Source organism: Amycolatopsis sp. NPDC104587, assembly GCF_055583645.1.
In genome coordinates this window covers 202,836-227,338 of the sequence record NZ_JBVJNO010000013.1, presented here as the reverse complement: position 1 = coordinate 227,338, position 24,503 = coordinate 202,836, and the positions used below count along the sequence as shown (strand labels likewise).

General features: G+C 72.7%; 27 protein-coding genes. 13 read left to right on the top strand and 14 right to left on the bottom strand.

Going from position 1 to position 24,503, the window contains the following annotated elements; translation table 11 throughout:
* Nucleotides 1-46 precede the first annotated feature (46 nt).
* From ACZ61C_RS35415 to ACZ61C_RS35405, 3 genes are all read right to left on the bottom strand, one after another.
* A complete protein-coding gene (locus ACZ61C_RS35415) occupies nt 47-934 on the bottom strand; it encodes a polysaccharide deacetylase family protein (RefSeq protein ID WP_465312251.1) in 888 nt (295 codons plus the stop codon).
* An 82-nt stretch (nt 935-1,016) separates the two neighbouring features.
* Nucleotides 1,017-1,961: a carbohydrate kinase family protein gene (locus tag ACZ61C_RS35410; RefSeq protein WP_465312250.1), complete on the bottom strand. Its 945-nt coding sequence runs from the start codon at nt 1,959-1,961 to the stop codon at nt 1,017-1,019.
* Nucleotides 1,958-2,632, bottom strand: coding sequence for a class II aldolase/adducin family protein (locus ACZ61C_RS35405; RefSeq protein WP_465312249.1), 675 nt, complete (start codon nt 2,630-2,632; stop codon nt 1,958-1,960). The genes ACZ61C_RS35410 and ACZ61C_RS35405 overlap by 4 nt, the downstream gene beginning before the upstream one ends.
* 55 nt (nt 2,633-2,687) lie before the next feature.
* Between ACZ61C_RS35405 and ACZ61C_RS35400 the strand changes: the two genes are divergently transcribed.
* On the top strand, nt 2,688-3,365 hold the full coding sequence (locus ACZ61C_RS35400) for a TetR/AcrR family transcriptional regulator (RefSeq protein WP_465312248.1): 678 nt from the start codon (nt 2,688-2,690) through the stop codon (nt 3,363-3,365).
* Here ACZ61C_RS35400 and ACZ61C_RS35395 read toward each other — a convergent pair.
* The 5 genes from ACZ61C_RS35395 to ACZ61C_RS35375 all read right to left on the bottom strand — a co-directional run bounded on the left by ACZ61C_RS35395 (nt 3,296) and on the right by ACZ61C_RS35375 (nt 6,435).
* The gene (locus ACZ61C_RS35395) at nt 3,296-4,138 is read right to left on the bottom strand and encodes a class I SAM-dependent methyltransferase (RefSeq protein ID WP_465312247.1); all 843 of its coding nucleotides are present in this window, start codon (nt 4,136-4,138) and stop codon (nt 3,296-3,298) included. The two genes, ACZ61C_RS35400 and ACZ61C_RS35395, sit on opposite strands and share 70 nt — an antisense overlap.
* Before the next feature lies 1 nt (nt 4,139).
* Nucleotides 4,140-4,469 carry a VOC family protein gene (locus ACZ61C_RS35390; RefSeq protein WP_465312246.1) on the bottom strand — a complete coding sequence of 110 codons (330 nt, stop codon included), beginning with the start codon at nt 4,467-4,469 and terminating at the stop codon, nt 4,140-4,142.
* 1 nt (nt 4,470) lies between these two features.
* Entirely contained in the window at nt 4,471-4,632 is a 162-nt protein-coding gene (locus tag ACZ61C_RS35385) for a CopG family transcriptional regulator (RefSeq protein WP_465312245.1), read from the bottom strand.
* 133 nt (nt 4,633-4,765) lie between these two features.
* Nucleotides 4,766-5,830: a DmpA family aminopeptidase gene (locus ACZ61C_RS35380; protein ID WP_465312244.1), complete on the bottom strand. Its 1,065-nt coding sequence runs from the start codon at nt 5,828-5,830 to the stop codon at nt 4,766-4,768.
* Nucleotides 5,827-6,435: a TetR/AcrR family transcriptional regulator gene (locus tag ACZ61C_RS35375; RefSeq protein WP_465312243.1), complete on the bottom strand. Its 609-nt coding sequence runs from the start codon at nt 6,433-6,435 to the stop codon at nt 5,827-5,829. Before ACZ61C_RS35375 ends, ACZ61C_RS35380 begins: the two co-directional genes overlap by 4 nt.
* A 119-nt stretch (nt 6,436-6,554) precedes the next feature.
* Here ACZ61C_RS35375 and ACZ61C_RS35370 point away from each other — a divergent pair, with 119 nt between their 5' ends.
* Nucleotides 6,555-7,931, top strand: coding sequence for an APC family permease (locus ACZ61C_RS35370; protein ID WP_465312242.1), 1,377 nt, complete (start codon nt 6,555-6,557; stop codon nt 7,929-7,931).
* A 6-nt stretch (nt 7,932-7,937) separates the two neighbouring features.
* Here the strand turns inward: ACZ61C_RS35370 and mftR are convergent, their stop codons facing one another.
* Entirely contained in the window at nt 7,938-8,555 is a 618-nt protein-coding gene (gene mftR / locus ACZ61C_RS35365; protein WP_465312241.1) for a mycofactocin system transcriptional regulator, read from the bottom strand.
* A gap of 108 nt (nt 8,556-8,663) precedes the next feature.
* On the opposite strand from mftR, the gene mftA reads away from it, so the two are divergent.
* Genes mftA through mftD form a run of 7 tightly spaced genes read left to right on the top strand, consistent with a single transcriptional unit; the run spans nt 8,664 to nt 14,257 of the window.
* The gene (gene mftA / locus ACZ61C_RS35360) at nt 8,664-8,765 is read left to right on the top strand and encodes a mycofactocin precursor MftA (protein ID WP_465312240.1); all 102 of its coding nucleotides are present in this window, start codon (nt 8,664-8,666) and stop codon (nt 8,763-8,765) included.
* Nucleotides 8,755-9,036 (top strand): mycofactocin biosynthesis chaperone MftB, encoded by a 282-nt coding sequence (mftB, locus tag ACZ61C_RS35355; RefSeq protein WP_465312239.1) that lies wholly within the window; start codon nt 8,755-8,757, stop codon nt 9,034-9,036. Before mftA ends, mftB begins: the two co-directional genes overlap by 11 nt.
* Nucleotides 9,036-10,202, top strand: coding sequence for a mycofactocin radical SAM maturase (gene mftC, locus ACZ61C_RS35350; RefSeq protein WP_465312238.1), 1,167 nt, complete (start codon nt 9,036-9,038; stop codon nt 10,200-10,202). The genes mftB and mftC overlap by 1 nt, the downstream gene beginning before the upstream one ends.
* 2 nt (nt 10,203-10,204) lie before the next feature.
* On the top strand, nt 10,205-10,882 hold the full coding sequence (mftE, locus tag ACZ61C_RS35345) for a mycofactocin biosynthesis peptidyl-dipeptidase MftE (protein ID WP_465312237.1): 678 nt from the start codon (nt 10,205-10,207) through the stop codon (nt 10,880-10,882).
* Complete coding sequence (locus ACZ61C_RS35340; RefSeq protein ID WP_465312236.1) at nt 10,882-11,661, top strand: mycofactocin-coupled SDR family oxidoreductase; 780 nt, start codon at nt 10,882-10,884, stop codon at nt 11,659-11,661. The genes mftE and ACZ61C_RS35340 overlap by 1 nt, the downstream gene beginning before the upstream one ends.
* Nucleotides 11,658-13,067 (top strand): mycofactocin biosynthesis glycosyltransferase MftF, encoded by a 1,410-nt coding sequence (mftF, locus tag ACZ61C_RS35335; protein ID WP_465312235.1) that lies wholly within the window; start codon nt 11,658-11,660, stop codon nt 13,065-13,067. The genes ACZ61C_RS35340 and mftF overlap by 4 nt, the downstream gene beginning before the upstream one ends.
* Nucleotides 13,064-14,257 (top strand): pre-mycofactocin synthase MftD, encoded by a 1,194-nt coding sequence (gene mftD / locus ACZ61C_RS35330; protein ID WP_465312234.1) that lies wholly within the window; start codon nt 13,064-13,066, stop codon nt 14,255-14,257. The genes mftF and mftD overlap by 4 nt, the downstream gene beginning before the upstream one ends.
* Nucleotides 14,258-14,299: 42 nt before the next feature.
* On the opposite strand, the gene ACZ61C_RS35325 is transcribed toward mftD, so the two are convergent.
* The 4 genes from ACZ61C_RS35325 to ACZ61C_RS35310 all read right to left on the bottom strand — a co-directional run bounded on the left by ACZ61C_RS35325 (nt 14,300) and on the right by ACZ61C_RS35310 (nt 17,405).
* Nucleotides 14,300-14,857, bottom strand: a complete 558-nt coding sequence (locus ACZ61C_RS35325; protein WP_465312233.1) for a snapalysin family zinc-dependent metalloprotease — start codon at nt 14,855-14,857, stop codon at nt 14,300-14,302.
* Nucleotides 14,858-15,016: 159 nt separating this feature from the next.
* Nucleotides 15,017-15,574 carry a TetR/AcrR family transcriptional regulator gene (locus tag ACZ61C_RS35320; protein ID WP_465312232.1) on the bottom strand — a complete coding sequence of 186 codons (558 nt, stop codon included), beginning with the start codon at nt 15,572-15,574 and terminating at the stop codon, nt 15,017-15,019.
* 2 nt (nt 15,575-15,576) lie between these two features.
* Nucleotides 15,577-17,058: an MFS transporter gene (locus tag ACZ61C_RS35315; protein WP_465312231.1), complete on the bottom strand. Its 1,482-nt coding sequence runs from the start codon at nt 17,056-17,058 to the stop codon at nt 15,577-15,579.
* Nucleotides 17,059-17,129: 71 nt separating this feature from the next.
* The gene (locus ACZ61C_RS35310; RefSeq protein WP_465312230.1) at nt 17,130-17,405 is read right to left on the bottom strand and encodes a hypothetical protein; all 276 of its coding nucleotides are present in this window, start codon (nt 17,403-17,405) and stop codon (nt 17,130-17,132) included.
* Between the two features lie 256 nt (nt 17,406-17,661).
* Here ACZ61C_RS35310 and ACZ61C_RS35305 point away from each other — a divergent pair, with 256 nt between their 5' ends.
* Nucleotides 17,662-17,892, top strand: a complete 231-nt coding sequence (locus tag ACZ61C_RS35305) for a hypothetical protein (RefSeq protein ID WP_465312229.1) — start codon at nt 17,662-17,664, stop codon at nt 17,890-17,892.
* Nucleotides 17,893-17,914: 22 nt separating this feature from the next.
* On the opposite strand, the gene ACZ61C_RS35300 is transcribed toward ACZ61C_RS35305, so the two are convergent.
* Nucleotides 17,915-19,087, bottom strand: a complete 1,173-nt coding sequence (locus tag ACZ61C_RS35300) for an ROK family protein (protein ID WP_465312356.1) — start codon at nt 19,085-19,087, stop codon at nt 17,915-17,917.
* A 137-nt stretch (nt 19,088-19,224) separates the two neighbouring features.
* Between ACZ61C_RS35300 and ACZ61C_RS35295 the strand changes: the two genes are divergently transcribed.
* From ACZ61C_RS35295 to ACZ61C_RS35285, 3 genes are read left to right on the top strand one after another with little or no spacing between them, the layout of a single operon-like run.
* On the top strand, nt 19,225-20,664 hold the full coding sequence (locus ACZ61C_RS35295; RefSeq protein WP_465312228.1) for an APC family permease: 1,440 nt from the start codon (nt 19,225-19,227) through the stop codon (nt 20,662-20,664).
* Nucleotides 20,661-23,471: a glycosyl hydrolase 2 galactose-binding domain-containing protein gene (locus ACZ61C_RS35290; RefSeq protein ID WP_465312227.1), complete on the top strand. Its 2,811-nt coding sequence runs from the start codon at nt 20,661-20,663 to the stop codon at nt 23,469-23,471. Before ACZ61C_RS35295 ends, ACZ61C_RS35290 begins: the two co-directional genes overlap by 4 nt.
* Nucleotides 23,468-24,358, top strand: coding sequence for an ROK family protein (locus ACZ61C_RS35285; RefSeq protein ID WP_465312226.1), 891 nt, complete (start codon nt 23,468-23,470; stop codon nt 24,356-24,358). Before ACZ61C_RS35290 ends, ACZ61C_RS35285 begins: the two co-directional genes overlap by 4 nt.
* Nucleotides 24,359-24,503: the final 145 nt, after the last annotated feature.

The window sequence follows — 24,503 nt, the reverse complement described above, 5'->3', positions numbered from 1 at the left end:
GAAAAGGTAAACCACCGCGCGGGTGGTCGCCAGCAGTTTTCAGCGGTCAGGACTGCTCCGCCAAGACGTGGTCGACGACCTGCGCGTGCGTGGCGAACCAGACGCCGTCGTGGCCGCCGATGTGGTCGAGCAGCTCGGCCAGGACCGTGATCCGCGAGCGGTGCCCGATGATGTGCGGGTGCATGGTCAGCTGGAAGAGGCCGCGCTCGGCGTAGGCGGCGTCGAACTCGTCGCGCCAGATCGTCAGCACGCCGCGCGGCGGGGTGTAGGGCCGCAGGGACGCGAACCGGTCCATCATGAAGTACGGCGCGTCGTCGCGGATCCACTCGACCGGCAGCTCGACGACGCCGGTGGGCTCGCCGTGCTCGAGGAGCTCGTAGCAGTCGTCGTCGGCCATCAGCGACGAGTCGTAGGTGAGGCCGAGCTCGCGCGTGATGGCGAGCGTGTGCGCGGAGAAGTCCCACGACGGCGTCCGGATGCCGACCGGCCGGGTGCCCGCGAGGCGTTCCAGGACGTCGGCCGCGCGAAAGGCGAGGTCGCGTTCCTCGGTGGCGGTCAGCGCGGTGTTGCGCTCGTGGATCCAGCCGTGCAACGCGACCTCGTGCCCGGCGTCCACATAGGACTGGACTTCGCCGTCGTGCAGCAGCGCCGACACGGCGGGCACGAAGAAGGACGCGGGCGCGTCGTGCCGCCGCAAGAGGTTCAGGATGCGCGGCACGCCGACCCGCGCGCCGTACTCGCCCTGCGCCAGCTTGCCCGGCAGGACGTCGCCGTCGCGCAGGGCGGGCGTCTCGTGGTCGGAGTCGAAGGACAGCGCCACCGCCACCTTCGCCCCGCCGGGCCACGCCTTCGGGCGCAGCGGGCGCCCGGCCCGGACGTGCTCGACGTGCCCGCGCCACGTCTTTTCGTCCCACTGCCACGGCTGTTCGGTCATGCGTCCTCCAAGCCGGCGGCGGGCGTCGGGGCCCACGCGCGCTCGAGCGTCGAAACCCGCAGGGTAGCGGCGATCCGCCGCATCAGAGGCGCGGGCTCATCTCCGCGAAGAGGTCCGCCACGGCGAGGTCGAACTCGCCGTGGTCGCTCCCGAGCCCCTGCGCGACCAGGGCAGCGGCCGCGCAGCCGAGGACCGCGGCCGCGTCGAGGTCGCGGCCGAGGCCCAGCCCCCGGAGGAACCCGGCCGAGAACGCGTCCCCGCAGCCGGTGGTGTCGACGACCGGCACGGCGAACGCGGGCACCGCGAACGTCTCTTCCGCCGTCACGACCAGCGCGCCCTCCGCGCCCCGCGTGACCGCGACACAGCCGACGCCCTTGCCGAGCACCGCGCGAGCGCCGTCTTCGAGAGTGGCGGCGCCGGTCAGGCCGAGGAGCTGTTCTTCGTTGGGCAGCAGGAAGTCCAGCAGCGGCAGGGCGTCTTCGAGCCAGGCGAGCACCCCGGGATCCCCGGGCGCGAGCAGGTCGGCCGACGTCACCACGCCGGCCGCGCGGGCCGGCCCGAGGATCTTCGCGGCCTGCTCGCCGCCCATCAGCTCAGGACCGCCGAGGTGGAGGTGGGTGGCCCCGGTGAGCGCGGCGCGCGGGAGGTCGCCGGGCCCGTAGCCGAGGTTCGCGCCAGGCACGTGGAAGGCGGGACGGCTGCCGTCGGGCCGGATCGGCAGCACGGAGGCCGAGGTCTGCACGCCGTCGCGGCGGCGCACGAGCGAGGTGTCGACGCCGTGACGGGCGAGCATGGTCAGCAGCAGGTCGCCGATGGGGTCGGTGCCGACCGCGCCGGCGGTCCGGACGGTGGCGCCGAGCTTGGCCAGGGTGACCGCCGTGCCCGCGGCGGTGCCGGCGGGGCCGAAGCGGATCTGCTCGACGAGTGCCGCGCCCTGGCCGTCGGGAATGGCCGTGACCGGGCGGACCTGCACGTCCACCACGTGCGCGCCGAGGGTGATGACGGTCTGGCCTCCGGGTCGGCTCACCAGATGTCCGCGATCCGCTGCGGCTGCCCGTAACCCCGCTGGACCGCCGCGGTCACGACGGCCTCCTGCTGCTCCGGCCCCAGCACCCGCGGCTCACCGAGGCTCGCGGCGCGGACGTACAGACCGCAGGCCCACTCCAGCAGCAGCGCGTTGTCCATCGCCGCTTCCAGCGTCGGGCCGTGGGCGATCGCGCCGTGGTTGGCCAGCAGGGCCGCCGTCTTGCCGTCGAGGGCCGCCAGGGTCCCGGTGGCCAGCTCCGGGGAGCCGAAGACCGCGAACGGCGCGACCCGGACCGACCCGCCCAGCGCGAGCTGCTGGTAGTGCACGCACGGCAGCTCGTCGAGCACCAGGGACACCGCCGTGGCCTGCGGGGAATGGGTGTGCACCACCGCACCCGCGCCGTAGTGGCGGTAGATCCCGAGGTGCAGCTCCAGCTCCGACGTCGGCGCGAAGTCACCGGCGACCACACGGCCGTCGAGGTCGACCACCGTCACGTCCGCCGGCTCGGCGCGGCCCAGCTCGATCCCGGTCGCGGTCACCGCCACGTGCTCACCCGCGCGGACGCTGACGTTGCCCGCGGTGCCGATCAGCAGGCCTTCGCCCGCCAGGCCGTGACACGCCCTGGCCACGGCCCGCCGCGCTTCGTCGAGGACTGAGCTCGCCTCCGTCATGCGCCCGAGGCTAGAATAAATCCGAAACAAAGTCACGTTCAGGTTGGGAGGCGGGATGACCGACCCGCTCCCCGCGCGGCTGCGGCGGGTGCCGCGTCAGGCGCGGGCGCGCCAGAAGCTCGCCCGGATCCTGGCGGCCGCCGACCGGCTGCTCGCCGAGGACGGCGTCGAAGCGCTGACCACGACCCGGGTCGCCGCCGAGGCCGGCGTCTCCGTCGGGACGCTGTACCAGTACCTGCCGGACCGCGACGCCATCACCGAAGCCCTCGGCGACGTCTACCTGACCCGGCTCGAAGACCTCATGGACGCCTTCGCCACGCAGGCGGCCGTCGAGACCTGGGACGACCCCGTCGGCCTGCTCGTCGACGCGTTCGCCGGCCTCTACCGCGCCGAACCGGGGTTCCGCGCGCTGTGGTTCGGCCGCGGGCTGACCGAGGGAACGCGGGAAGCCGACCTCGCGCACAAACGCGTGATGGCCGACGGTGTGCGGCGCATCCTGGTGGCACAACACCTTCTCAGCGGCGACGACGACGAAGCCACGGCCGTGTGCCGCACCGCGTTCCTCGCCGCGGACGCCGTGATCCAGGAGGCGTTCCGCGGCGAGCCGGCGGGCGCGGCCGGGCTGCTCGACCAGCTCAAGGCGATGCTGCGGGCGTACCTGGGTCACGTGGTGGCGACGAGGAACTCCTCACCCTTGATGATGCGGAGCCCGTCGGACCGGCCCGCGAAGTAGCGCTCGTCCAGCTCGGCCCCGGAGACGTGCTTGGCGTCGCGGAAACCGGCTTCCCGGGCCAGCGCCAGCATTTCCGCGGGGGAGAAGGAGCTGAGGAACGGCGTGCCCGCGGCCTTCGCCCTGCTCGCCGTCGCGCGGTGGCCGGCACGGTCGCCTTCGTCGAGCAGGTCCGCCGGCAGCATGAACGTCAGCACCAGCCTCGACCCGGGCGCGAACCCGGCGATCCGGCGCAGCGTGGCCGCGTTCGCCTCTTTCGTGAGGTACATGCTGACCCCGGTCGAGGCGACGACCGCGGGCTCGTCCGCCACGAACCCCGCGTCCACCAGCCGGTCGGGCCAGGCCGCGCCGGCTTCGAAGTCGACCGGCACCAGCCGCAGCCAGGCCGGCACCCCGAGGCCGAGCTCGTCGAGCCGCTGCCGCTTCCAGGCCTGCGGGCCGGGCTGGTCGACCTCGAACACGCGGAGCCGGGCCGCGACCTCGGGGCGGCGCTGGGCGAAGGTGTCCAGGCCGGCCCCGAGGATGACGTACTGGGCGACACCCCGGCCGGCCTGCTCGACGACCACGTCTTCGACGAACCGGGCCCGCGCGACCATGCCGGCGCGGTACCGCCCGGCGGTGGCGGGGTCCATGTCCGGCCGGTCGGCCCAGCCGGGCCCGGCGTCGGCCAGACGCAGGCCGAGCTCGTCGTCGAAGACGTGCGGTGGCGGGTCGAGCCGGACGTGCAGGGCCCGCCACAGGGCGGTCCGCACCGCGGTGCTGTCGGGGGCGGCCACGTCAGCGCGCCTGGAGTGTCCACGTGCGGCCGTCGGGGTCGCGGACCGTCATTTCTTTTGTCCCGTAATGGGTTTCCTCGAACGGCGTGACCGCTTCGACGATGCCGCCGGCTTCGAAGGTGTCAGGGACCTTGAACACGGTCTGCGTCCGCAGCTCCCGGCCCTCGGGGACCTCGGCGATGAAGACGCACGGGCCGTCGCCGGCGCGGAGCTGCCCGGAGTTGTGGTCGGTCGAGAACTCGAGCTCGTAACCGAGCGCCTGGAAGAACTTGGCCGCCTTGCCCCAGTTGTGCGTCTCCAGGTACAGCGCCTCGATGCCTTCGGTGGTCACGTCAGGTCTCCTTGTCGGGAACGGGTTCGGCCAGATAAGCGCGCAGGGCGTCGGCGACCAGCGCCGACAGCGACAGCTCCGCTTCGACGGCCCGGTGCTTGACCTGCCGGATCAAGCCGACCGGCAGGTACACGTTGAACTGCTTGACGTCCTCATCGCCCACTAGCCGAGACTAGCATGCTAGCAAGCTAACGCGCGAGGCCGGCGATGCTCGGTCCGCACTGTGGTCACCCGCGCTCATCAGCGGGAACGGCCGCACGACATCAGGGCGATCACCGGGATCATTCCCGACGGGGTCAGCCGCGCCAGTGCCCGGTGGGCAGGGCGGGCACCCGGCGTCCCTGGTGACCGGTCATCTCCCGGTTGGCCACCAGCGCGTTGAGCACCGCCTCCTCGACCGCCTGCACGACGGCGTCGAAGAACGGGTCGATCCGGCCCCACGGCACGAAGCGGAGGTTCTCGTACTCGGCTTCCGAGGTGCGCGGGAAGGAGCTGGTGAGCGCGCCCGGGTTCGCGGTGCTGAAGGCGAGGAACAGGTCCCCGGAGAAGTGCGAGCCCGTCGTGCCGGTGCGGGCCAGCCCGAGTGGGACACGCCGGGCGAGCGCCGTGCACTGTCCCGGCAGCAGGGGCGCGTCCGTGCCGACGACCACGATCACCGACCCCGCCCCGGCGGGCGCCGCCGCCCACTCCGCCATCGGGTCGTCCGCCGCCAGCAGTGCTCCGACGGCCTCACCGGCGACGGTCAGCTCGTGGCGGCTGCCGAAGTTCGCCTGCGCCAGCACACCCACCGTGTACTCGTCCGCTCCGTGGGCCACCACCCGTGACGCCGTGCCGGTGCCGCCCTTGAAGCCGTAGCAGGTCATCCCGGTGCCGCCGCCGACGGAACCTTCCTCGACCGCGCCGCCGCGGGCGGCGTCGATCGCCGCGGCGACGTGTCCACTGTGGATCGTCGGGGCGTTGATGTTGTTGAGGTAGCCGTCCCAGGTCTCGCCGACCACCGGCAGCAGCCACTCCGCCGCGACATCGGGGCGCTCGCGCACCACCCAGTCGATCACCCCGCGGTGGCACGTGCCGACGGCGTGGGTGTTGGTGATCAGCACCGGCAGGGTGAGCGAACCGGTTTCGGCGAGCCATGCCGAGCCGGTCATTTCTCCGTTCCCGTTGAGGGAGAACGTGCCCGCGGCGCACGGCACGGCGAAGTCCGCGCGGCCGCGGGGCAGCACGGCGGTGACACCGGTGCGCACCGACTCGCCCTCGACCAGCGTCGTGTAGCCGACTTCGACCCCGGGGACGTCGGTGAGCGCGTTGTGCGGGCCGGGCCGCCCGGGCAGCGAGAGTCCCAGGTCGCGGGCGCGGGTCATGAAGGCTCCTCCAGGGCGCAGGTGGTGGCGGTGCGGGCGAACGCCAGCAGCATCGCTTCGGCGGTGGCCCGTTCCAGCGTCGGCACGGCCTGGGTGAGGTGCAGGCCGTAGCCGTCTTCGAGGGCGACGAGGTTGCGCGCGATCGTGACCGGGTCGGCGGTCAGGGTGAACTCGCCGGTCGCCGCGCCGGCTTCGAGGATGCCGGTGTAGATCCCGACCTGACGCTCGTACAGCGTGATGTGCCGGGCGGCGTACACCGGGTCGCGGCGGGCGATCGTGCCGAGTTCGTAGAGCAGCACGCACAGTTCGTCGTCCGGGCCGGTCGGCAGGCCGCCGCGGAGCGTCGCGAGCAGCCGTTCGCCCGGGGTCCCGTGGGCCGCGGCCTGTTCGCGCTGGGTGCAGAACCGTTCGACGGCCTCGTGCTGCACCTCCTGCAGCAGGTCGGCCAGGGTGGGGAAGTAGTAGAGCACCGAGCCGGACGACAGGCCCGCGCCGTCGGCGATGTCGCGCAGCCGCAGGTTGAGGACCCCGCGTTCGACGAGGGCGCGCCGCGCCACCGCGATCAGCTCGGCCCGCCGCTCGGGTGCCCTGCTCGGTCGTGCCATGCCCCCATTGTTCGAACGAGCTTCGAAAAAAGCAAGGTCTTGACTCATCGCCGTCAAAGGCCTTTGATCCGTGGTCACCTGGTTTTTCGAACGAGCTTCAGAGAACTGGAGGCCTGGTCGTGACCACCCCAGCCCTGCGCCGCGGTCTGCGCACCCTCGGCACCCTGCTCATCACGCTCTCGGCGATCAGCCCCGCCTCCTCGGTGTTCATCATCGCGCCGGGGGTGCTCACCGGCGCCGGCACCGGCGCGTTCCTGAGCTTCGCGGCCGCGGCGGTCGTCGGGGTGTTCATGGCGTTCGTCTACGCCGAGCTCGCGTCGGCGTTCCCCTTGGCCGGCGGCGAGTACGCGATCGTCGCGCGCACGCTGGGCCGGCTGCCCGGGTTCGCCGTGCTGGGGCTGATGCTCATCACCCAGGTGCTCATCGTCGCGGTGATCGCGCTCGGCGTCGGCACCTACCTGGGCGTGCTGCTGCCCGGCCTGCCGGGGCCGGCCGTCGCGGCGGTGACGTGCGTGCTGGCCGCCGTCGTCGGGATCTTCGACATCAAGCTGAACGCCTGGGTCACCGGCGTCTTCCTGGCGATCGAGATCCTCGCGCTGGTCGTGGTGAGCGCGCTCGGCCTGGTGCACCCAGCGCGGCCGTTCACCGACCTGCTGGCCCACCCGGTGGCGCCCGGCGGCGGCCCGGCGACCGTCGGCGCCATCGTGATCGCGATGGCCGTCGCGATGTTCGCCTACAACGGTTACGGCTCGGCGGTGTACTTCGGCGAGGAGACCCAGGACGCGCCCCGCGGCATCGCCAAGGCGATCCTGCTCGCCCTCGGCATCACGGTGGTCGCCGAGCTCGTCCCGGTGACGGCGGTGCTCCTGGGCGCGCCCGACCTCAACGGACTGTTCGGCGCCGAGAACATGTTGTCCGCCTTCATCTCCGCGCGCGGCGGCAGCACGCTCGACACGGTGATCAGCCTCGCCGTCGCGCTCGCGATCATGAACGCGGTGCTGGCGATCGTCCTGATCAGCTCGCGGCTGGTGTTCAGCAGCGGCCGCGACCGCGCCTGGCCGGGCGTGGTCAACCGGGCGCTCGCCGCGGTGCACCCGCGCTTCGGGACGCCGTGGGTGGCGACGGCCGGCACCGGCGTGGTGGCCGCCGCGCTGTGCTTCGTGGACCCGCAGCTGCTGCTGGTGGTGACGAGCACGTCGATCGTGGCGGTGTACGCGGCCCTGTGCCTCGGCGCGATCATCGGCCGCCGCACCGGCGCGACGGCGCACGCGCAGTACCGGATGCCGTGGTTCCCGGTCGCGCCGGTGCTCGCCCTGGCCGTGCTGGTGTTCGTGGTGTACCAGAACGTCCTGGACCCGGTGGTCGGCCGGCCGAGCCTGATCGTCACGGCGGGGATCGCCGTGCTGGCGGCGGGCTACTACCTGCTGGCGCTGCACCGCCGCGGCGGCTGGCAGCTCGCCGAGCCGGTGAGCGACGAGGAGCCCGCCCGCGACTGAGCGGCGTCAGTCCCCGGGCTCGACGGCCGGGTCGGCGAAACCCCCGGCCAGTGCTCGCAACGCCGCGTCCAGGTACACCGTCAGGTCCGCGTCCGCCCGGGCCGACCAGCGCTCGTACGCCGCGCGGCAGGTGGCCAGCACCGCGCGTCCGACCGCCAGCGGGTACAGCGAGTCCGCCGGCTGGCCGGTCCGCTCGGCCACGTAGGCGCTGACCGCGCGCTCCCACGCGTCGTAGTGGCGGGCCGCGCTCGCGGCCAGCTCGGGGACCGAGCTGACCAGGTGCATCCGCATCCGCAGCTCGGGGACGTCGTCGGCGCGGTAGTGGTTCGCTTCGAGCACCGCCGCGCGGACCGCGGCCATCATCGGCAGGTCGCCCGGCGCCGCCGCGAGCAGCTTGGTGATCGTCTCGACCTCGTGGTCGAACTCGTTCCACAGGACGTCGGACTTGGCGTCGTAGTAGCGGAAGAACGTGCGGCGGCTGACGCCGGCGGCCGCGGCGATCTCGTCGACCGTCGTCTCGTGGAAGCCGCGCTCGGTGAACAGGCGCAGCGCGATGACCTCCAGCTCGCGGGCGCTCGTGCCGGGTGGCCTGCCGCGGCGGGCCGCGGGTGTGTGGTGGGTCATCCGGGTGCCGTTCTCCTCCGGGTCTTGTTTCCGACACTGCGTGACATTACTCTGCTCCCTATTCGTCACAGAGTGCCGAAAAGAAGTCGACGTGCCGAAGGAGTCACGATGACCGAGAAGACCGCGGAAGAGCCCCTGGAAGAGCCTGTCGTCGCCGAGGACCTGCTGGTGGAGGAGGTCTCGATCGACGGGATGTGCGGTGTCTACTGAGCCGTTCGACCTGGACGCGGCCTGGCGCCTGGACGACCGGGTCTCGATCCGGCCGGAGCGGTTCGGCGCGCTGCTGTACCACTTCGGCACCCGCCGACTCTCGTTCCTCAAGAGCCCGGCGCTGCTGACCGTCGTCCGGTCCCTGGAAACGCACCCGACCGCCCGCGCCGCCTGTGCCGGCGCGGGGGTCGGGCCGCCCGAGCTGCCGCGCTACCGCGCCGCGCTGGCCGCGCTGGCGGCGTCGCGGATGATCCAGCCGAGGAGTCTCTGATGTCCCTTGTGGACGAGTTCCAGTACGGGCTCGACGCCCCCATCTGCCTCACCTGGGAGCTGACCTACGCCTGCAACCTCTCCTGCGTGCACTGCCTTTCCTCCTCGGGACGGCGGGACCCGCGCGAGCTCGGCACCGCCGGGTGCAAGGCGCTGATCGACGAGTTCGAGCGCATGCAGGTCTTCTACGTCAACATCGGCGGCGGGGAGCCGACCGTGCGCCCGGACTTCTGGGAGCTCCTCGACTACGCGACCGCGCACCACGTCGGGGTCAAGTTCTCCACCAACGGCGTCAAGATCACGCCCGAGGTGGCGCGGCGGCTGGCCGCGAGCGACTACGTCGACGTCCAGATCTCCCTCGACGGCGCCACCGCCGAGGTCAACGACCACGTCCGCGGCCCCGGCTCCTACGCCACCGCCCTCCGCGCGATGGAGAACCTCGCCGGCGCGGGCTTCGAGAACTTCAAGATCTCCGTCGTGATGACCCGGCACAACGTGGCCCAGCTCGACGAGTTCAAGGCGATCGCCGACCGCTACCGGGCCCAGCTGCGGATCACCCGGCTGCGCCCGTCCGGGCGCGGCGCGGACACCTGGGACGAGCTGCACCCGACCGCCGCCCAGCAGCGCGAGCTGTACGACTGGCTGGTGGCGCACGGCGAAAGCGTCCTCACCGGGGACTCGTTCTTCCACCTCGCGGGCTACGGCGAGGGTGACCTGCCCGGGCTGAACCTGTGCGGCGCCGGGCGGGTGGTGTGCCTGGTCGACCCGGTCGGCGACGTCTACGCCTGCCCGTTCGCCATCCACGACACCTTCCTCGCCGGCAACGTCCGCGGCGACGGCGGGTTCACGTCGGTGTGGCGTGAATCCGAGCTGTTCACGTCGTTGCGGAGCCCGCAGAGCGGCGGGGCGTGCGAGTCGTGTTCGGCGTTCGACGCCTGCCGGGGCGGCTGCATGGCCGCGAAGTTCTTCACCGGCCTGCCGCTCGACGGGCCGGACCCGGAGTGCGTGCGCGGCCACGGCGAGCCGGCGCTCGCGGGGGTCACCAGCGTCCCGAAGCCGTCGCTCGACCACTCCCACCGGCGGCGCCCGGTCCCGGTGACCATCGGCATGCGGCGCCCGCCCGACCGCGCCTGCGACGAGAACCCCCTCGCCGGGTTCAGGCGCTGACCGTGCGGCTCGCCGAGCTGTCCTCCCCGGACGTCGCGGAGCGCGCGGCGGCCGGGGCGATCCTGGCCGTGCCGGTCGGCGCGACCGAGCAGCACGGCGCGCACCTGCCGCTGACGACCGACACCGACATCGCGCTCGCGCTGTGCGACGGCCTCGCCGCCGCGCGGCCGGACGTGCTGGTGGCGCCGGCCGTGGCGTACGGCTCCAGTGGTGAGCACGCGGGCTTCGCCGGGACGCTGTCGATCGGGCAGGCGGCGACCGAGCTGCTCCTGGTGGAGCTCGGCCGGTCGGCGGCGGAGACGTTCCGGCGGCTGCTGTTCGTCTCCGCCCACGGCGGCAACACCGGGCCGGTCACCCGGGCGGTGGCCCGGCTGCGGGCCGAGTCGCGCGACGTCGAGGTGTTCCGGCCCCGGTGGCCGGGGGAGCCGCACGCCGGGCGGCCGGAAACGGCGCTGCAGCTGGTGCTGCGACCCGGCAGCGTCCGGATGGACCGCGCGGTGGCGGGGGACCGGCGCCCCTTGGGTGAGCTGATGCCGGCGCTGCTGCAGGGCGGCGTGCGAGCGGTGACGGGCACGGGTGTGCTCGGCGACCCGAGGCCGGCGACCACGGCGGAAGGCGCGGCCCTGCTGGCCGGGCTGACGACGGCGTTGGTGTCCCATGTGGACGGATGGGGGAAGTGATGACGACGCGGACCGCGCTCGTCACCGGGGCCGCCCGCGGGATCGGCGCCGCGACCGTGCTTCGCCTGGCGCGTCAGGGATATGCCGTGCTCGCGGTGGACCTCGCCGCCGACGATCCCGCGCTGCCGTACCCGATGGGGAGCAAGGCCGAGCTGACGGCCGTCGCTTCGGAGGCGGGCGCCGAGGTCTTCGTCGCCGACGTGCGGGACCCCTCGGCGATGGCAGCCGCGGTCGCCGAAGCGGAAGGGCGCTGGGGCGGGCTCGACGTCGTCGTGGCGGCCGCGGGGGTGATCGCCGGCGGGGCCCCGCTGTGGGAGGTGCCGCCGGAGCGGGAACGCGCGGTGCTGGAGGTCAACCTGAACGGCGTCGTCAACCTGGCCCGCGCCGCCGTGCCCGCGCTGCTGCGGCGCCCGGCGCCGCGGTCGGGCCGGTTCCTGGCCGTCGCGTCGGCCGCGGCCACCCGCGGGCTGCCGATGCTCGCCGCGTACTGCGCGGCCAAGGCCGGGGTCGCCGGGCTGGTCCGCGCGCTGGGCGCCGAGCTGGGGGAGACCGGCGTGACGGCCAACGCCGTGAGCCCGGGGTCGACCGACACGCCGATCCTGGCCGAGAGCGCCCGGCTGTACGACCTGCCCGATGCGGCGGCGTTCGCCGGGCAGCAACCGGTCCACCGGCTGCTCGACCCGGACGAGGTGGCCGCGGTGCTGACGTTCTTGGCCGGCCCCGAGAGCGGCGCGATGACCGGCGCGGTGGTGCCGGTGGACGGAGGTTTGGCCCTGTGACCCCCTTGCCGCCCGGCTTCCGCGTCACCCTCGACCGCGACACCCGCCGCCTGACCGGCGAACTCGTCTTCGGTGGTTCCCCCGCCCGCGTCGTGCGGCTGACCCCGGCCGGGCAGAAGGCGTGGCAAGAGCTCGTCGACGGCCCGATCACGACCACCGCCGCGGGCGTGCTCGCGCGTCGGCTCACCGACGCCGGCCTCGCCCACCCCGTGCCGCCCGAACCGGCCGCGCCGCCGGACGTGACGATCGTCGTGCCGGTCCGCGACCGTGCCGAGCTGCTCGCCCGCTGTCTCGCCGGGCTCGACGGCCGGCACCCCGTCCTCGTGGTCGACGACGGTTCCGAGGACGCCGCCGGTGTCGCGGCCGTCGCCGCCGCACAGGGGGCGAAGCTCGTCCGCCGGGACGTCAACGGCGGGCCCGGCGCGGCCCGGAACACCGCGCTGCACCACGTCTCCACCGACCTGGTGGCCTTTGTGGACAGTGACTGTGCGCCCGCCGCGGACTGGGCCGACCGGCTCGTCGCGCACTTCGCCGACCCGCTCGTCGCCGCCGTCGCGCCCCGCGTGCGGGCCCTGGCCCCGGACACGGTGGCCGGGCGCTACACGCGGGCCGCGTCCAGCCTCGACCTCGGCGACCGGCCCGCGCGGGTCGCGCCCGGGACCCGGATTTCCTACGTGCCGACGGCCGCGCTGGTGGCCCGGGCGGCCGTGGTCCGCGAGCTCGGCGCGTTCGACCCGGGGCTGCGGTTCGGCGAAGACGTCGACCTCGTCTGGCGGCTGCACGCCGCGGGTTTGCGCGTCCGGTACGCCCCGGAGGTCGTCGTCGACCACCACGAACCCGCGTCCTGGCCGGAGCTCCTCCGGCGCCGGGCGCGCTACGGCACGTCCGCCGCCCCGCTCGCCCGGCGCCATCCGGGCGCGCTCGCGCCGCTGGCGCTGCACCCGTGGCCCACGCTGACCGTTGCCGCGCTGCTGGCCCGCCGTCCGGTACTCGCCGCGCTGGCGTTCGGCGGCTCGGTCGGCAGCATGGTCCGGACCCTGCGCGAGCACGACGTCCCCACCGACGGTGTGGTGCGTGCCCTGGCCATCGCCGTCCAGCAGACCTGGCTCGGCTTCGGCCGCTACGGCACGCAGTTCGCGTCGCCGCTGCTCGTGGCCCTGCTCGTCCCGCGCGGGTGGGGCCGCCGTGCCGCTGCCGCGTCGCTGCTGCTCGGCCCGCCGCTGACCGCCTGGGCGCAGCGCCGCCCCGGCCTCGATCCCGTCCGTTACACCGCCGCGGCGATCGCCGACGACGTCGCCTACGGCGTCGGCGTCTGGTCCGGCTGCCTGGAGAACCACACGTTCGAGCCGGTCCGCCCGGCCCTCGCCCGGCGCCTGCTGCGCTTCGACCCGAAGGGAAAACGATGAGCACCTGGTTCGAATCCGTCGCGGAGGCGCAGCGGCGCGCGAAGAAACGGCTCCCCGGGTCGGTCTACTCGGCCCTGATCGCCGGCTCCGAGAAGGGCCTCACCCTGGCCGACAACCTCGGCGCGTTCGACGAGCTCCGGTTCGCCCCGCGCACCGCCGGGCTCTCCGGCGAACGCGAGCTCGGCACGCACGTGCTCGGCCGGGACGTCGCGCTGCCGGTGCTGATCTCGCCGACCGGCGTGCAGGCGGTGCACCCCGACGGCGAGGTCGCGGTGGCCCGGGCCGCCGCCGCGCGCGGGACGTCGATCGGCCTGAGCTCCTTCGGCAGCAAGCCGATCGAGGAGGTCGTCGCCGCCAACCCGAACACCTACTTCCAGATCTACTGGACCGGCACGCGCGACGACATCCTGCGCCGCCTCGAGCGCGCGTGGGCCGCCGGCGCGGTGGGCATCATCCTCACGCTCGACTGGTCGTTCTCGCACAGCCGCGACTGGGGCAGCCCGCACATCCCCGAACGGCTCACCTTCCGCGAGCTGCTGCGGTTCGCGCCGGAGGGGCTGACCCGGCCGGGCTGGCTGCTGGACTACGCGAAGACGCGGCGGCTGCCCGACCTGAGCGTGCCGAACATGGTCGCGCCGGGCGAGGAGGCGCCGACGTTCTTCGGCGCGTACGGCCAGTGGATGCAGACGCCGCCGCCGTCGTGGGACGACGTCGCGTGGCTGCGCGCGCAGTGGGACGGGCCGTTCCTGCTCAAGGGTGTGATCCGGGCCGACGAAGCCCGCCGGGCGGTCGACGCGGGGGTCAGCGCGATCTCGGTGTCCAACCACGGTGGCAACAACCTCGACGGCACGCCGGCGACGATCCGCGCCCTGCCGTCGATCGCGGCCGCCGTCGGCGACCAGGTGGAGGTGCTGCTGGACGGCGGCATCCGCCGCGGCAGCGACGTGGTGAAGGCGCTGGCCCTCGGCGCGCGGGCGGTGCTGGTCGGCCGCGCCTACCTGTGGGGCCTGGCGGCCGGCGGGCAGGCGGGGGTGGAGAACGTGCTCGACGTCCTGCGCAACGGGATCGACTCGACGTTGCTCGCGCTGGGCAAGCGCAGTGTCCACGACCTGAGCCGCGACGACGTCGTCGTGCCCGCGGGCTTCGAGGCCGAGCTCGGCGTCCCGGAACCGGCCACGCAGCGCGCATGAGCGTGGCCCGGGCGAACCCGCCCGGGCCACACTCGGCGAAACTCAGAAACCGTAGACGGTCTCGTAGACGCGCTGCTCCGGCGTGTTCGTCGCCGCGAGGCCGTTGGCCCACAGCGAGTTCACCCGGCTGCGCTCCGCCGCGTTGGGGACGGCGTTGGTGCAGGACGGGCCGGGGCCGCCACCGGACATCAGCTCCGAGCACGGGCCCGAGTAGTGGTCGGGCAGGCCGAGGGCGTGCCCGGTCTCGTGCGCCGCGATGCGGGTCGGGTTGTACTGGCGGGCCTGGGTGTAGTCGATGAAGATGGTGCCGCTGCCGTGCCCGTTGGTCGAGGCGTAGGACCCGCGGGGGTCGTTGCCCTCGGTGTAGCGCAGGCTCGCGCCGGAGTTGCGCTCGACCAGTCTGACGTTGGTCACACTGTTGTTCCAGTTGGCGGCACCGGCGTTGATCACCGAGCGGAACGACGGCGCGCTGGCCGTGCTGTAGTACACCGTCGTGACGGCGGCTTCCTGCTGGGTGGCGGCGGCAGCGGTGCCCGCGGCGACCGGGGTGACGGCCAGGGCGAGCGCGACAGCGCCGGCCAGGGCGAACTTCCTCGACATCGGAAGACTCCTCGTTGGGGACGGGGATTTGCCGGATTTGCGCGCGCTGTCGAAAAAGTTACTCGCTGCCCGGCCCGGCCGGAGCCGACTTAGGTAGGGCGATGGAAGTGGTGATTTACCAACACTTTCTCCGGGTTGACAACGGGCCGCCGCCGGGGTTCACGTGTCCAGGGTCAGGCTGATGAGCTGCTGCTCCAGCTGCCGCGCCGCCGCCACCTCGAGGCCGACCCCCCACAGCGGCGCGGTGCTGGCGCCGTCGGCCGCCGCGACCACCAGCGTCACGACGTGGCCGGGCAGGCCGTCGTCGTGGAGCTCGCGGTCCCAGCGCTCGGCGTCCGCGCGGGCGAGCTCGGCGATCTCCGGGATCGAGATCAGCTGCGCGATCAACGCGATGTTCTCGCGGATCGCGACCTCGTCCTGGGACGTGTCGAGCGACGCTCGGACGTACGCGCGGACCAGCCGGCCCGGGCGCGTGTCGGCCGGGTCCAGGGCCGCGCGCACCTCGGCCCGGTAGCCGTCCAGGATGTCCTGGGCGAGCGCGCGGACCAGCGCGTCCTTGGCGGGGAAGTGGTACAGCAGCCCGCCTTTCGACACCCCGGCCGCCTTCGCGATGTCGTCGAGGGACGCGGAGATCCCGCGCGTGCGGATGACGGTCCCGGCCGCGTCGAGCAGCGCCCGGCGCGTTTCCTCCGGGCCGCGCCCGGCTTTGCGAGGCATGGTCAGTCCTTTCCGGACGGAATCGTACGCCAGGCGATCACCGCGGCGACGGCGGTGACGGCCGCCGCCGCGAGCGAGGTCACCTGCATCGCGCCGGTGAACGCTTCCCTTGCCGTGTGGGCGAGTCCGGACGCCGGGTCGAGCACGGTCACCGCCGCGGCGAGGGAGTCGCGCGCCTCGGCGGGAACCCCGTCGGCCGGCAGGAACGCGCGGTAGCCGATCGTCACCAGCGAGCCGAGGATCGCGATGCCCAGCGCCGCACCGAGTTCGTACGCGGTCTCGGAGATCGCCGACGCCGAGCCGGCCTTGTCCCGCGGGACGGCGGACAGCACCGAGTCCACGGTGAGCGTCAGCGCGAGCCCGACCCCGAGGCCGACCGGCACCAGGCTCAGGCCCAGCCACCAGTACTGCGGCGCCCGTTCGGCCACGGCGACCAGCGCGAGCCCGAGCGCGGCGACCGCGAGGGCGGCCGCGACGGCCCGACCCCGGCCGAGCCGGCCGACGACCACCCCGACGGCGGCCACGACGACGATCGAGGCGAGCGTCGCCGGCATCTCCGCGAACCCGGCCTGCAGTGGCGAGAAGCCGCGCACGAGCTGCAGGTACTGGGAGAAGAAGAACAGCAGGCCCATCAAGGCGAACACCGCGATGAAGCTGGCGAGGACGGCGCCGCTGAACGCCCCGTTGCGGAAGAGCGTGACGTCGATCAGCGGGCTCGCCGACCGTCGCTGACGGCGCACGAACACCACACCGGAGACGACGCCCACGACGGCCGCCACGGCGACCTGCGCGTCGAGGCCGGAGCTGACGGCGTGCTTGACCGCGTAGACCAGCGGGACGATCGCGGCCAGCGAGAGGCCGGCGGAGAGCAGGTCGAAGCGGCCCGGGGCCGGGTCGCGCGACTCCGGCAGCAGGACGGCGCCCGCGATCAGGAAGACCACGACGATCGGGACGTTGATCAGGAACACCGAGCCCCACCAGTAGTGCTCCAGCAGCACGCCGCCGACGAGCGGGCCCAGCGCGATACCACCGCCGGACCCGGCCGACCAGATCGCGATGGCGCGGGTGCGCTCGCGCGGGTCGGTGAAGAGGGTGCGGATGATCGAGAGCGTCGACGGCATGATCGTCGCGCCCGCGACCCCGAGCAGCAGCCGCGCAAGGACGAGCACCCCGGCGGTGGGGGAGAAGGCGGCCAGCGCCGAGGCGACCCCGAAGGCCGCGGTGCCGATGAGCAGCACCCGCTTGCGGCCGAAGCGGTCGGCGAGGTTCCCGGCCGTGACCAGCAGGCCCGCCAGGGCGAGCGAGTAGACGTCGCCGATCCAGAGGATTTCGGTGGCGGTGGGCGCGAGCTCGCGGGTCAGGGACGGCACGGCGAGGTACAGGACGGTGCCGTCGACGGCGAGCAGCAGCACGGCGCCGACCAGCACGGCGAGCGCGGCCCAGCGGCGGGTCGCGGGCGGGGAGACGGTCAGGCTGGTGGTCATGCGTCTTACTATACCGTCCAGACGGTACAGTAACGCGAGTGGAGCTGGTCACACCGCGGCTTTCGCCTAGGTCAGAGGCTTCGATGGGCTCCCGAGGCCGGGCCCCGGCGGGTCAGCTCTTCGGCCAGGATCAGGCTGACGTGCACGGATGCCTGCCCCAGCGTCCGCCGAGCCACGCCGACCGCCGTGAACAGCACAAGCACGGTCACGCTGAGGAGCAGGCCACCGACGGTGTCGCCGGGGATCACCGCGGCGACCGAAGCGGCCAGCACGACCGGCGGCCACCAGGGCGCGGGCAGCGCGTGCCGCGGCCGCCGGATCCTGGCGTGGGCCCGATGGATGCTCATGGCCGCCTCCGCTCCACTGTGCGCCGGGGTGGCCTTGCAGCATGACCGACCGGATCGTCCGGGTGACCGGGTATTCGCGTTACGTACACGATCGCCCCGGAATGCACCGCCGAACGGCCTAACCCACGCCGTGTCCGATGCGCTGTGGGTGGCCTCGTATCACCGCTTCGGGGCATGGTCGCGCGGTGCTGGAGGGTGCTAGCGACCGGTGATCAGAGCCACGCCACCACTGTCTCGGCGCGCCTAGACTGGAGGTATGACGGCGGAAGAGCTGATGATCGAGTTCGCCTTGACGCGCCTCGATCACCCGGATCTCGACCTCGAGGACCTGGCCGCGCTCGTCGTCCGGCGAGGCGGGCCGGAGCGCGAGCTGGAGTTCGCGGCCCGCAACCTGGCCGACCGCGGCGAACTGCGCGGCGCGGCCTTCCCGACGGCCGTCGAGTACGTGCTGCGCGTGGTGCTGACTCTGCGGGGGCCGTCGGACTGACCGGCGCCGCCGAACGGCACCGCTAGGCCTCGCCGGCCGCCCGGCTGAGGCCCCGCCGGTCGAAGACCAGCTCCCGCGCCGTGCCCAAGGCTGTCGCGATCGCGCCCGCCAGGACGGCGTCCTCGCCCAGCTGGCCGGCCACGATCTCCGGGACCACCGGGATCGTCACGGCCAGGGCGCGCCGCATCGGGTCGGCCAGGAGGTCGGCGTTGCCGCCGACACCGCCGCCCAGCACGATCAGCCGGGGGTCCAGCACCGCCGTCACCGCCGCGACCACGTACGCCAGCTTCTCCGCCTCGTCCTCGACCACGCGCATCGCCCGCTCGTCACCCGCGCGGGCCAGCCGGAAGACGTCCTTCGCCGAACGCGCCTTCGTGAGCCCCAGCTCGTGGGCCGTCTCGACGATCGCCTGGCCCGACGCCGCCGTCTCCACCGGGCCCGGGCGGTGGGTGGTCGCGCTGCCGGCGAGCGGGCCGTAGGGCAGGTCGGCGATCTCGCCCGCCGCGCCGTGCGCGCCGCGGAAGAGCTTGCCGTGCACCAGCAGGCCCATGCCGATCCCGGTGCCGACCGTCAGGCACACCAGCACGTCGACCCCGAGCGCCGCGCCCAGCGCGTGTTCGCCGACCGCGCACAGGTTCGCGTCGTTCTCGACCACGACGTCCGAACCCGCGACGGCCAGCGCCGAGACGAGCTCGTGCAGCAGCCCGCGCCGTTCCCAGCCCGGCAGGTTGGGCGCGCGGTGCACCGTCCCGGTCGCCGGGTCGGGGACCCCGGGCGTGCCGACGACCGTCGCGACGATCTCGTGCGGGCTCAGCCCGGCCGAAGCCACCGCGCGTTCGACGGATTCGCTCACGGTGCGCACCAGCGCGCTCGCGGAACGGCACCGGTTGGGCTCGTCCAGCCGCGTGACGATGCTGCCCTCCAGGTCGGCGACGGCGATCCGGATCGCCCGGCGGCCGATGTCGACGCCCACGACGTGCCCCGCGTCCGGCGCCGCCTGGTAGACGACCGCCGCCCGGCCCGGGCCGGACAGGCTGCGCCCGGTGGTTCGGACCAATCCGTGCTGCTCGAGATCGAGGAGCGCCTGTCCCACCGTGGGTTTCGACAACCCCGTGTCGGTCGCGATCTGCGGTCGTGTCGCTTCGCCCTGGGTGCGCAGCCGGTCCAGCACCAGGCGCTGGTTCAGCGCCCGCATGCTCGCCGGGGTTCCCACCTGCGGCCCGTTTTGTCCCACGAATCCTCCTGAGTTGCCGCAAGTTTATCCATGGAACTCTTTCGAGTGCCCTCGTTTTATGTTAAGAAACTTTACTAACTATCGGACGGAGGCACGTCGTGAGTTCACCCACTCGTTCAGGGGAACCCGGGCCCGCGCAGCCCAGCCTTGAACGCAAGATCGGCCCGCTCCAGGCCACCGCGATCAACATGACCCAGATGTGCGGTATCGGCCCGTTCGTCACGATCCCCGCGATGGTCGCCACCATGGGTGGTCCGCAGGCGATGTTCGGCTGGGTCATCGGGGCGATCGTCGCACTGGCCGACGGGCTCATCTGGGCCGAACTCGGCGCCGCGATGCCCGGCGCCGGCGGCACTTACCTGTACCTGCGCGAGGCGTTCCAGTACCGCACCGGCCGGCTGATGCCGTTCCTGTTCGTCTGGAGCGCGGTGCTGTTCATCCCGCTGATCATGTCGACCGGCATCATCGGCCTCGTCCAGTACCTCGGCTACCTGATCCCCGGCGTCACCGACGACGCCGGCACGACGCCGCTGGGCAAGATCATCGGCGTCGGCATCACGCTCGTCATCGTCGCCGCGCTGTTCCGCAAGATCGGCCAGATCGGCAAGCTGACGACGGTGCTGTTCGTGGTCATGCTGATCGCGGTGCTCACCACGGTCGTCGCCGCGTTCACGCACTTCAGCGGCGCGCAGGCGTTCGCCTTCACCCCGGGCGCGTTCAGCTCGGCCGGCGAGGGCACGTTCTGGGGCGGCCTCGGCGCCGGCCTGATCATCGCGATCTACGACTACCTCGGCTACAACACCACCGCCTACCTCGGCGGCGAGGTCCGCTCGCCGGGCCGGACGCTCCCGCGGTCGATCCTCTTCTCGATCGTCGGCATCATGAGCCTCTACTTCCTGCTGCAGGTCGGGGTGCTCGGCTCGATCCCGCTGGACGAGCTGAAGTCCGCCACCTCGGTCGCCTCCAGCGTGCTCGAACAGGCGTGGGGCACCACGACGGCGAAGATCGTCACCGTCTTCATCGTCGTCGCGGCCATCGGCTCGGTGTTCGCCGGCCTGCTCGGCGGCTCGCGCGTGCCGTTCGAAGCCGCGCGAGACAAGGTGTTCCTGTCGATGTTCGGCAAGCTGCACCCGAAGCTGAACCTGCCGACCGCCGGCGTGCTCACCATGGGCGCCATCACGATCATCGGCTCGCTGTTCACGCTGACCGACGTCATCAACGCGGCCGTCGCCACCCTGGTCATCATCCAGTCGCTGGCCCAGGTCCTGGCGATCTGGACGCTGCGCCGCCGTCAGCCGAACCTGAAGCGGCCCTACCGGCAGTGGCTCTACCCGGTGCCGACGCTGCTCGCGCTGGTCGGCTGGGTCTACATCTACGTCTCCGCGACGCCGCTCTCGATCGGGCTGTCGCTGGGCTGGATCGCCGTCGGCGCGATCGCGTACCTGATCTACGCCAAGGCCGAGCACACCTGGCCGTTCGGACCCAAGGAGATCAAGGAGGCCTTCGCCTCCGCCGAGACCGAAGGGGCTCAGGCATGACCAAGAAGCTCGCGGCGCTGGCCGCGCTGCTCCTGGTGCCGGGGGTGCTGAGCGTGGCTCCGGCCGCGGCGCAACCGGACACCGCCCGGCCGCAAGGCCTCAGCACGATCGGCCTCCAGGGCTGGCAGGTGCTCACCACCGCGAACGTCAAGGACGGCGGCGACAAGGTCTCGACGCCCGGCTATGGCACGCGCGGCTGGCTGCCGGTGAAGCCGGACGACGCGGGCGCGCCCGGCACCGAGATCAACGCGCTGGTGCAGAACGGCAAGTGCCCGGACGTCTTCTACTCCGACAACATGCGCAAGTGCTTCGGGTACGTCGACAAGCTCGGCCCGGTCGTCACGAAGCCGTTCTCCGACCCGTGGTGGTACCGCGCCGACTTCACCCCGGACTTCCGGAACGGCCAGCACGCGAAGCTCACCATCCCGGGCATCGTCGGCGAGGGCGACGTCTGGGTCAACGGCAAGCTCGTCGCCACGAAGGACGTCGTCAGCGGCGCGTTCGCCGGGCACACGTTCGACGTCTCGAAGCTGGTGAAGCCGGGCAAGAACACCCTGGCGATCAAGGTCTACCCGAACGACCCGCTGAAGATGTACACCCTCGACCAGGTCGACTGGGGCCAGATCCCGCCCGACAACAACACCGGCATCCAGTTCGCGCCGACGCTGCAGGTGGGCGACGCGCTGACCGGCGACAACGCGCACGTCGTGCAGGACAATGCGCCCGACCTCTCCAGCTCGAAGCTGACCGTGAAGGTCGACGTCACCAACGACGCGGCGACCCCGCAGACCGGTGCCGTCGCCGCGACCATCACCCCGCCTTCGGGCGCGGCGATCGTCGTCAACCAGCGCGTGACGATCCCGGCGAACACGAAGAAGACCGTGACGTTCGCGCCGGTCAAGATCAGCAAGCCGAAGGTCTGGTGGCCCTACTCGATGGGTGACCAGCCGCTGTACACGCTGACCACCGCGGTCTCGCAGAACGGCACGCTGTCGACGTCGTCGAAGAGCACCTTCGGCATCCGCACGGTCACCTCCCGTCTGGTCGGCAAGTCCGCGCCGCTGCCCGAGGGCGCGCGGCAGTTCACGATCAACGGCAAGGACTTCGTCTTCCGCGGCGGCGGCTTCGCGCCGGACCTGTTCCTGCGCTACGACTCCGCCGACACCGCGCACCAGATCGCGCTGATCAAGAACATGGGCCTGTCCGGCGTCCGGCTCGAGGGCCACGACATGCCGCAGGACTTCTACGACCAGGCCGACCGCGCCGGCCTGCTCGTGATCGGCGGGTTCCTGTGCTGTGACGCCTGGCAGCCCGAGGACGCCTCGACGCTGACCGAGCGCGACTACCGGATCATGCACGACTCGGCGTACACGATCGCGCAGAGGGAGCGGAACCACCCGAGCGTCTTCAACTACGGCTGGAGCGACAACGAGCCGGTGCCGCGCCAGGAGTCCGAGACGCTCAAGGCGTTCAAGGAAGCCGACTTCCAGGTGCCGGTGATCGCCTCGGCGGAGTACAAGAGCACGCCGACGCTCGGCCAGTCCGGGGAGAAGGAGGGCCCGTACGACTGGGTCCCGCCGTCCTACTGGTACGACACCTCGCACTTCGACGCCGAGGACTCCTCGCGCACCAACGCGGGCGGCTCGTGGGGCTTCGCGAGCGAGCAGAGCGCCGGGCACACCGTGCCGACGCTCGACTCGATCAAGCGGTTCCTCTCGCCCGCCGAGCAGGCGAAGCTGTGGCAGGACCCGGCGTACAACCAGTACCACGCCAACTTCGAGCCCGACCACGGCGGCTACGCGTTCGGCACGCTCTACACGCTGGACCAGTCGATCCGGCAGCGGTACGGGAAGTGGAGCTCGCTGAAGTCCTATGTGGACCTGGCGAACATCGCGAACTACGAGAACACCCGCTCGCAGTTCGAAAGCTTCCTGCACCACTCGACCGACAAGGACAACCCCGCGACAGGCGTCGTCTACTGGCAGCTCAACAAGGGCTGGCCGACGCTGCTGTGGTCGCTCTACAACGACGACGGCGACCAGGCCGGCGCGTTCTTCGGCGCCAAGAAGGCGAACAAGCCGCTGCACGCGATCTACGGCTACGACAACGGTTCCGTGACCCTGGACAACCTCGGCGCGGGCACGCAGAACGGGCTTTCGGTGCAGGCCCGGGTGCTCGACACCGCGGGCAAGGTCCTCGACGACCAGACGGCGTCCGGCCTCTCGCTGGGCTCGCAGGGCGTGAAGACCGGTGTCCTCAAGCCGAAGGTGCCCGCCGAGACGAAGGCGCCGGCGCCCGCGCAGGTCTACTTCGTCGAGCTGCAGGTGAAGCAGGGCGGGAAGGTCGTCGACCGCAACGTCTACTGGCTTTCCACGCAGAAGGACGTCGTCGACTGGGGCAAGACGCTGGGCAACCCGCAGGCCACGCTGTCGCAGTACAGCAACCTGCAGGCCCTGCAGAACCTGCCGAAGTCGCAGGTCAGCGCCGTCGCCTCGACTCGGGCGCACGGCGGTGACCTCGTCACGACGGTGACCGTGACCAACACGGCGAAGACTCCGGGGGCGGCCTTCTTCCTGCGGGCCGACGCTCGTCGCGGCACGCCGGACGGCCGCGAGGCGCCGGGGGACAACCAGCTCGTGAACGCGACCTGGGACGACAACGACATCACCCTGTGGCCGGGCCAGTCCCAGACGCTGACCGTCACCTACAAGGCGGCCGACCTGCGCGGCGCCGCGCCGGTGATCAGCGTCGACGGGGTGAACACCGGCCGGATCGTGGTCCGGGGGACAGGAGGGGCTGCGGAGTGAGTAGCGAAGTGATTCTCGGGATCGACTTCGGCGGCACGAAGGTGGCGCTGGGGCTCGCCGACCACGACGGGAACCTGCTGGCCACCTGCCGGCTGGACACCGACGCGCAGGCGGGAGCCGAACAGGTGGTCGTGCGGGCGCTCGCCGGGGCCAAGGGGCTCCTGGCCGATGCGGGCGCCGTGCCCACCGCGATCGGCGTCGTCAGCCCGGGGATCGTGCTGCCGGATCGGATCCTGCTCGCGCCGAACGTGCCGGGCTGGGAGCAGCTGCACCTGGCGGAGCTGGTGGCGGCGGCGTTCCCGGCCGTGCCGATCTCGGTCGGGACCGACGCCAAGGCAGCAGCACTCGCGGAATGGCGCTGGGGCGCGCTGACCGGGGCCGACCCGGCGGTGTTCCTCTCGCTGGGCACCGGCATCGCGGCGGCGGTGCTGGTCGGCGGCCGGTTGCTGACCGGCGCCAACGGAGCTGCGGGCGAGATCGGGTACAACCTGCTCTCACCGCAGGACACCGAGGGCTTCGCGAGCGGAGCGGCGCCGCTTGAGGAAGCCGTCGGTGGGCGTGGGCTGGGCGGCCGGGCGAGCAGTCTGCTCGGCCGCCCGGTCACCGCGGGCGAGCTGTTCGCGCTGGCCAAGGAGAACACCGAGGCCAAGGAGCTGGTGACCGCGGCGCTGGACGAGCTGTCGATGCACGTGGCCAACCTGGCGATCGCCCTGGACCCCCAGCGCATCGCGGTCGGCGGCGGGCTGGTCCGCTCGGCGGAGGTCCTGCTGCCGGCGCTGGCGGACCGGCTCGCGCACGCGGTCCCGTTCCCGCCGGAGCTGGTGTCGGCCCGCTTCGACCAGGACGCGGCGCTGCTGGGAGCCGTGGCGCTGGCGCTGGGAGGCTAGCCGTCCGGGGGGGGGGGGGGGGGGGGGGGACGGGGGGGGGGGGGGAGGGGGGGGGGGGGGGGTGGGGGGGAGGGGGGGGGGGGGTGGCGGTGGTCAACGAAGACGCCGTGCGGGGGTCGGTGGTGACGGTGTTGAAGAACTTCTC

Coding starts and splice junctions, on each gene's coding strand:
- ACZ61C_RS35405 (WP_465312249.1), bottom strand. CDS start 2,632: ATGACGGAGGCGAGCTCAGTCCTCGACGAAGCGCGGCGGGCCGTGGCC.
- mftA (WP_465312240.1), top strand. CDS start 8,664: ATGACCGAGAAGACCGCGGAAGAGCCCCTGGAAGAGCCTGTCGTCGCC.
- ACZ61C_RS35315 (WP_465312231.1), bottom strand. CDS start 17,058: ATGACCACCAGCCTGACCGTCTCCCCGCCCGCGACCCGCCGCTGGGCC.
- ACZ61C_RS35305 (WP_465312229.1), top strand. CDS start 17,662: ATGACGGCGGAAGAGCTGATGATCGAGTTCGCCTTGACGCGCCTCGAT.
- ACZ61C_RS35415 (WP_465312251.1), bottom strand. CDS start 934: ATGACCGAACAGCCGTGGCAGTGGGACGAAAAGACGTGGCGCGGGCAC.
- ACZ61C_RS35310 (WP_465312230.1), bottom strand. CDS start 17,405: ATGAGCATCCATCGGGCCCACGCCAGGATCCGGCGGCCGCGGCACGCG.
- ACZ61C_RS35400 (WP_465312248.1), top strand. CDS start 2,688: ATGACCGACCCGCTCCCCGCGCGGCTGCGGCGGGTGCCGCGTCAGGCG.
- ACZ61C_RS35320 (WP_465312232.1), bottom strand. CDS start 15,574: ATGCCTCGCAAAGCCGGGCGCGGCCCGGAGGAAACGCGCCGGGCGCTG.
- mftC (WP_465312238.1), top strand. CDS start 9,036: ATGTCCCTTGTGGACGAGTTCCAGTACGGGCTCGACGCCCCCATCTGC.
- ACZ61C_RS35300 (WP_465312356.1), bottom strand. CDS start 19,087: ATGCGGGCGCTGAACCAGCGCCTGGTGCTGGACCGGCTGCGCACCCAG.
- mftR (WP_465312241.1), bottom strand. CDS start 8,555: ATGACCCACCACACACCCGCGGCCCGCCGCGGCAGGCCACCCGGCACG.
- mftD (WP_465312234.1), top strand. CDS start 13,064: ATGAGCACCTGGTTCGAATCCGTCGCGGAGGCGCAGCGGCGCGCGAAG.
- ACZ61C_RS35325 (WP_465312233.1), bottom strand. CDS start 14,857: ATGTCGAGGAAGTTCGCCCTGGCCGGCGCTGTCGCGCTCGCCCTGGCC.
- ACZ61C_RS35380 (WP_465312244.1), bottom strand. CDS start 5,830: ATGACCCGCGCCCGCGACCTGGGACTCTCGCTGCCCGGGCGGCCCGGC.
- ACZ61C_RS35375 (WP_465312243.1), bottom strand. CDS start 6,435: ATGGCACGACCGAGCAGGGCACCCGAGCGGCGGGCCGAGCTGATCGCG.
- ACZ61C_RS35290 (WP_465312227.1), top strand. CDS start 20,661: ATGACCAAGAAGCTCGCGGCGCTGGCCGCGCTGCTCCTGGTGCCGGGG.
- ACZ61C_RS35340 (WP_465312236.1), top strand. CDS start 10,882: ATGACGACGCGGACCGCGCTCGTCACCGGGGCCGCCCGCGGGATCGGC.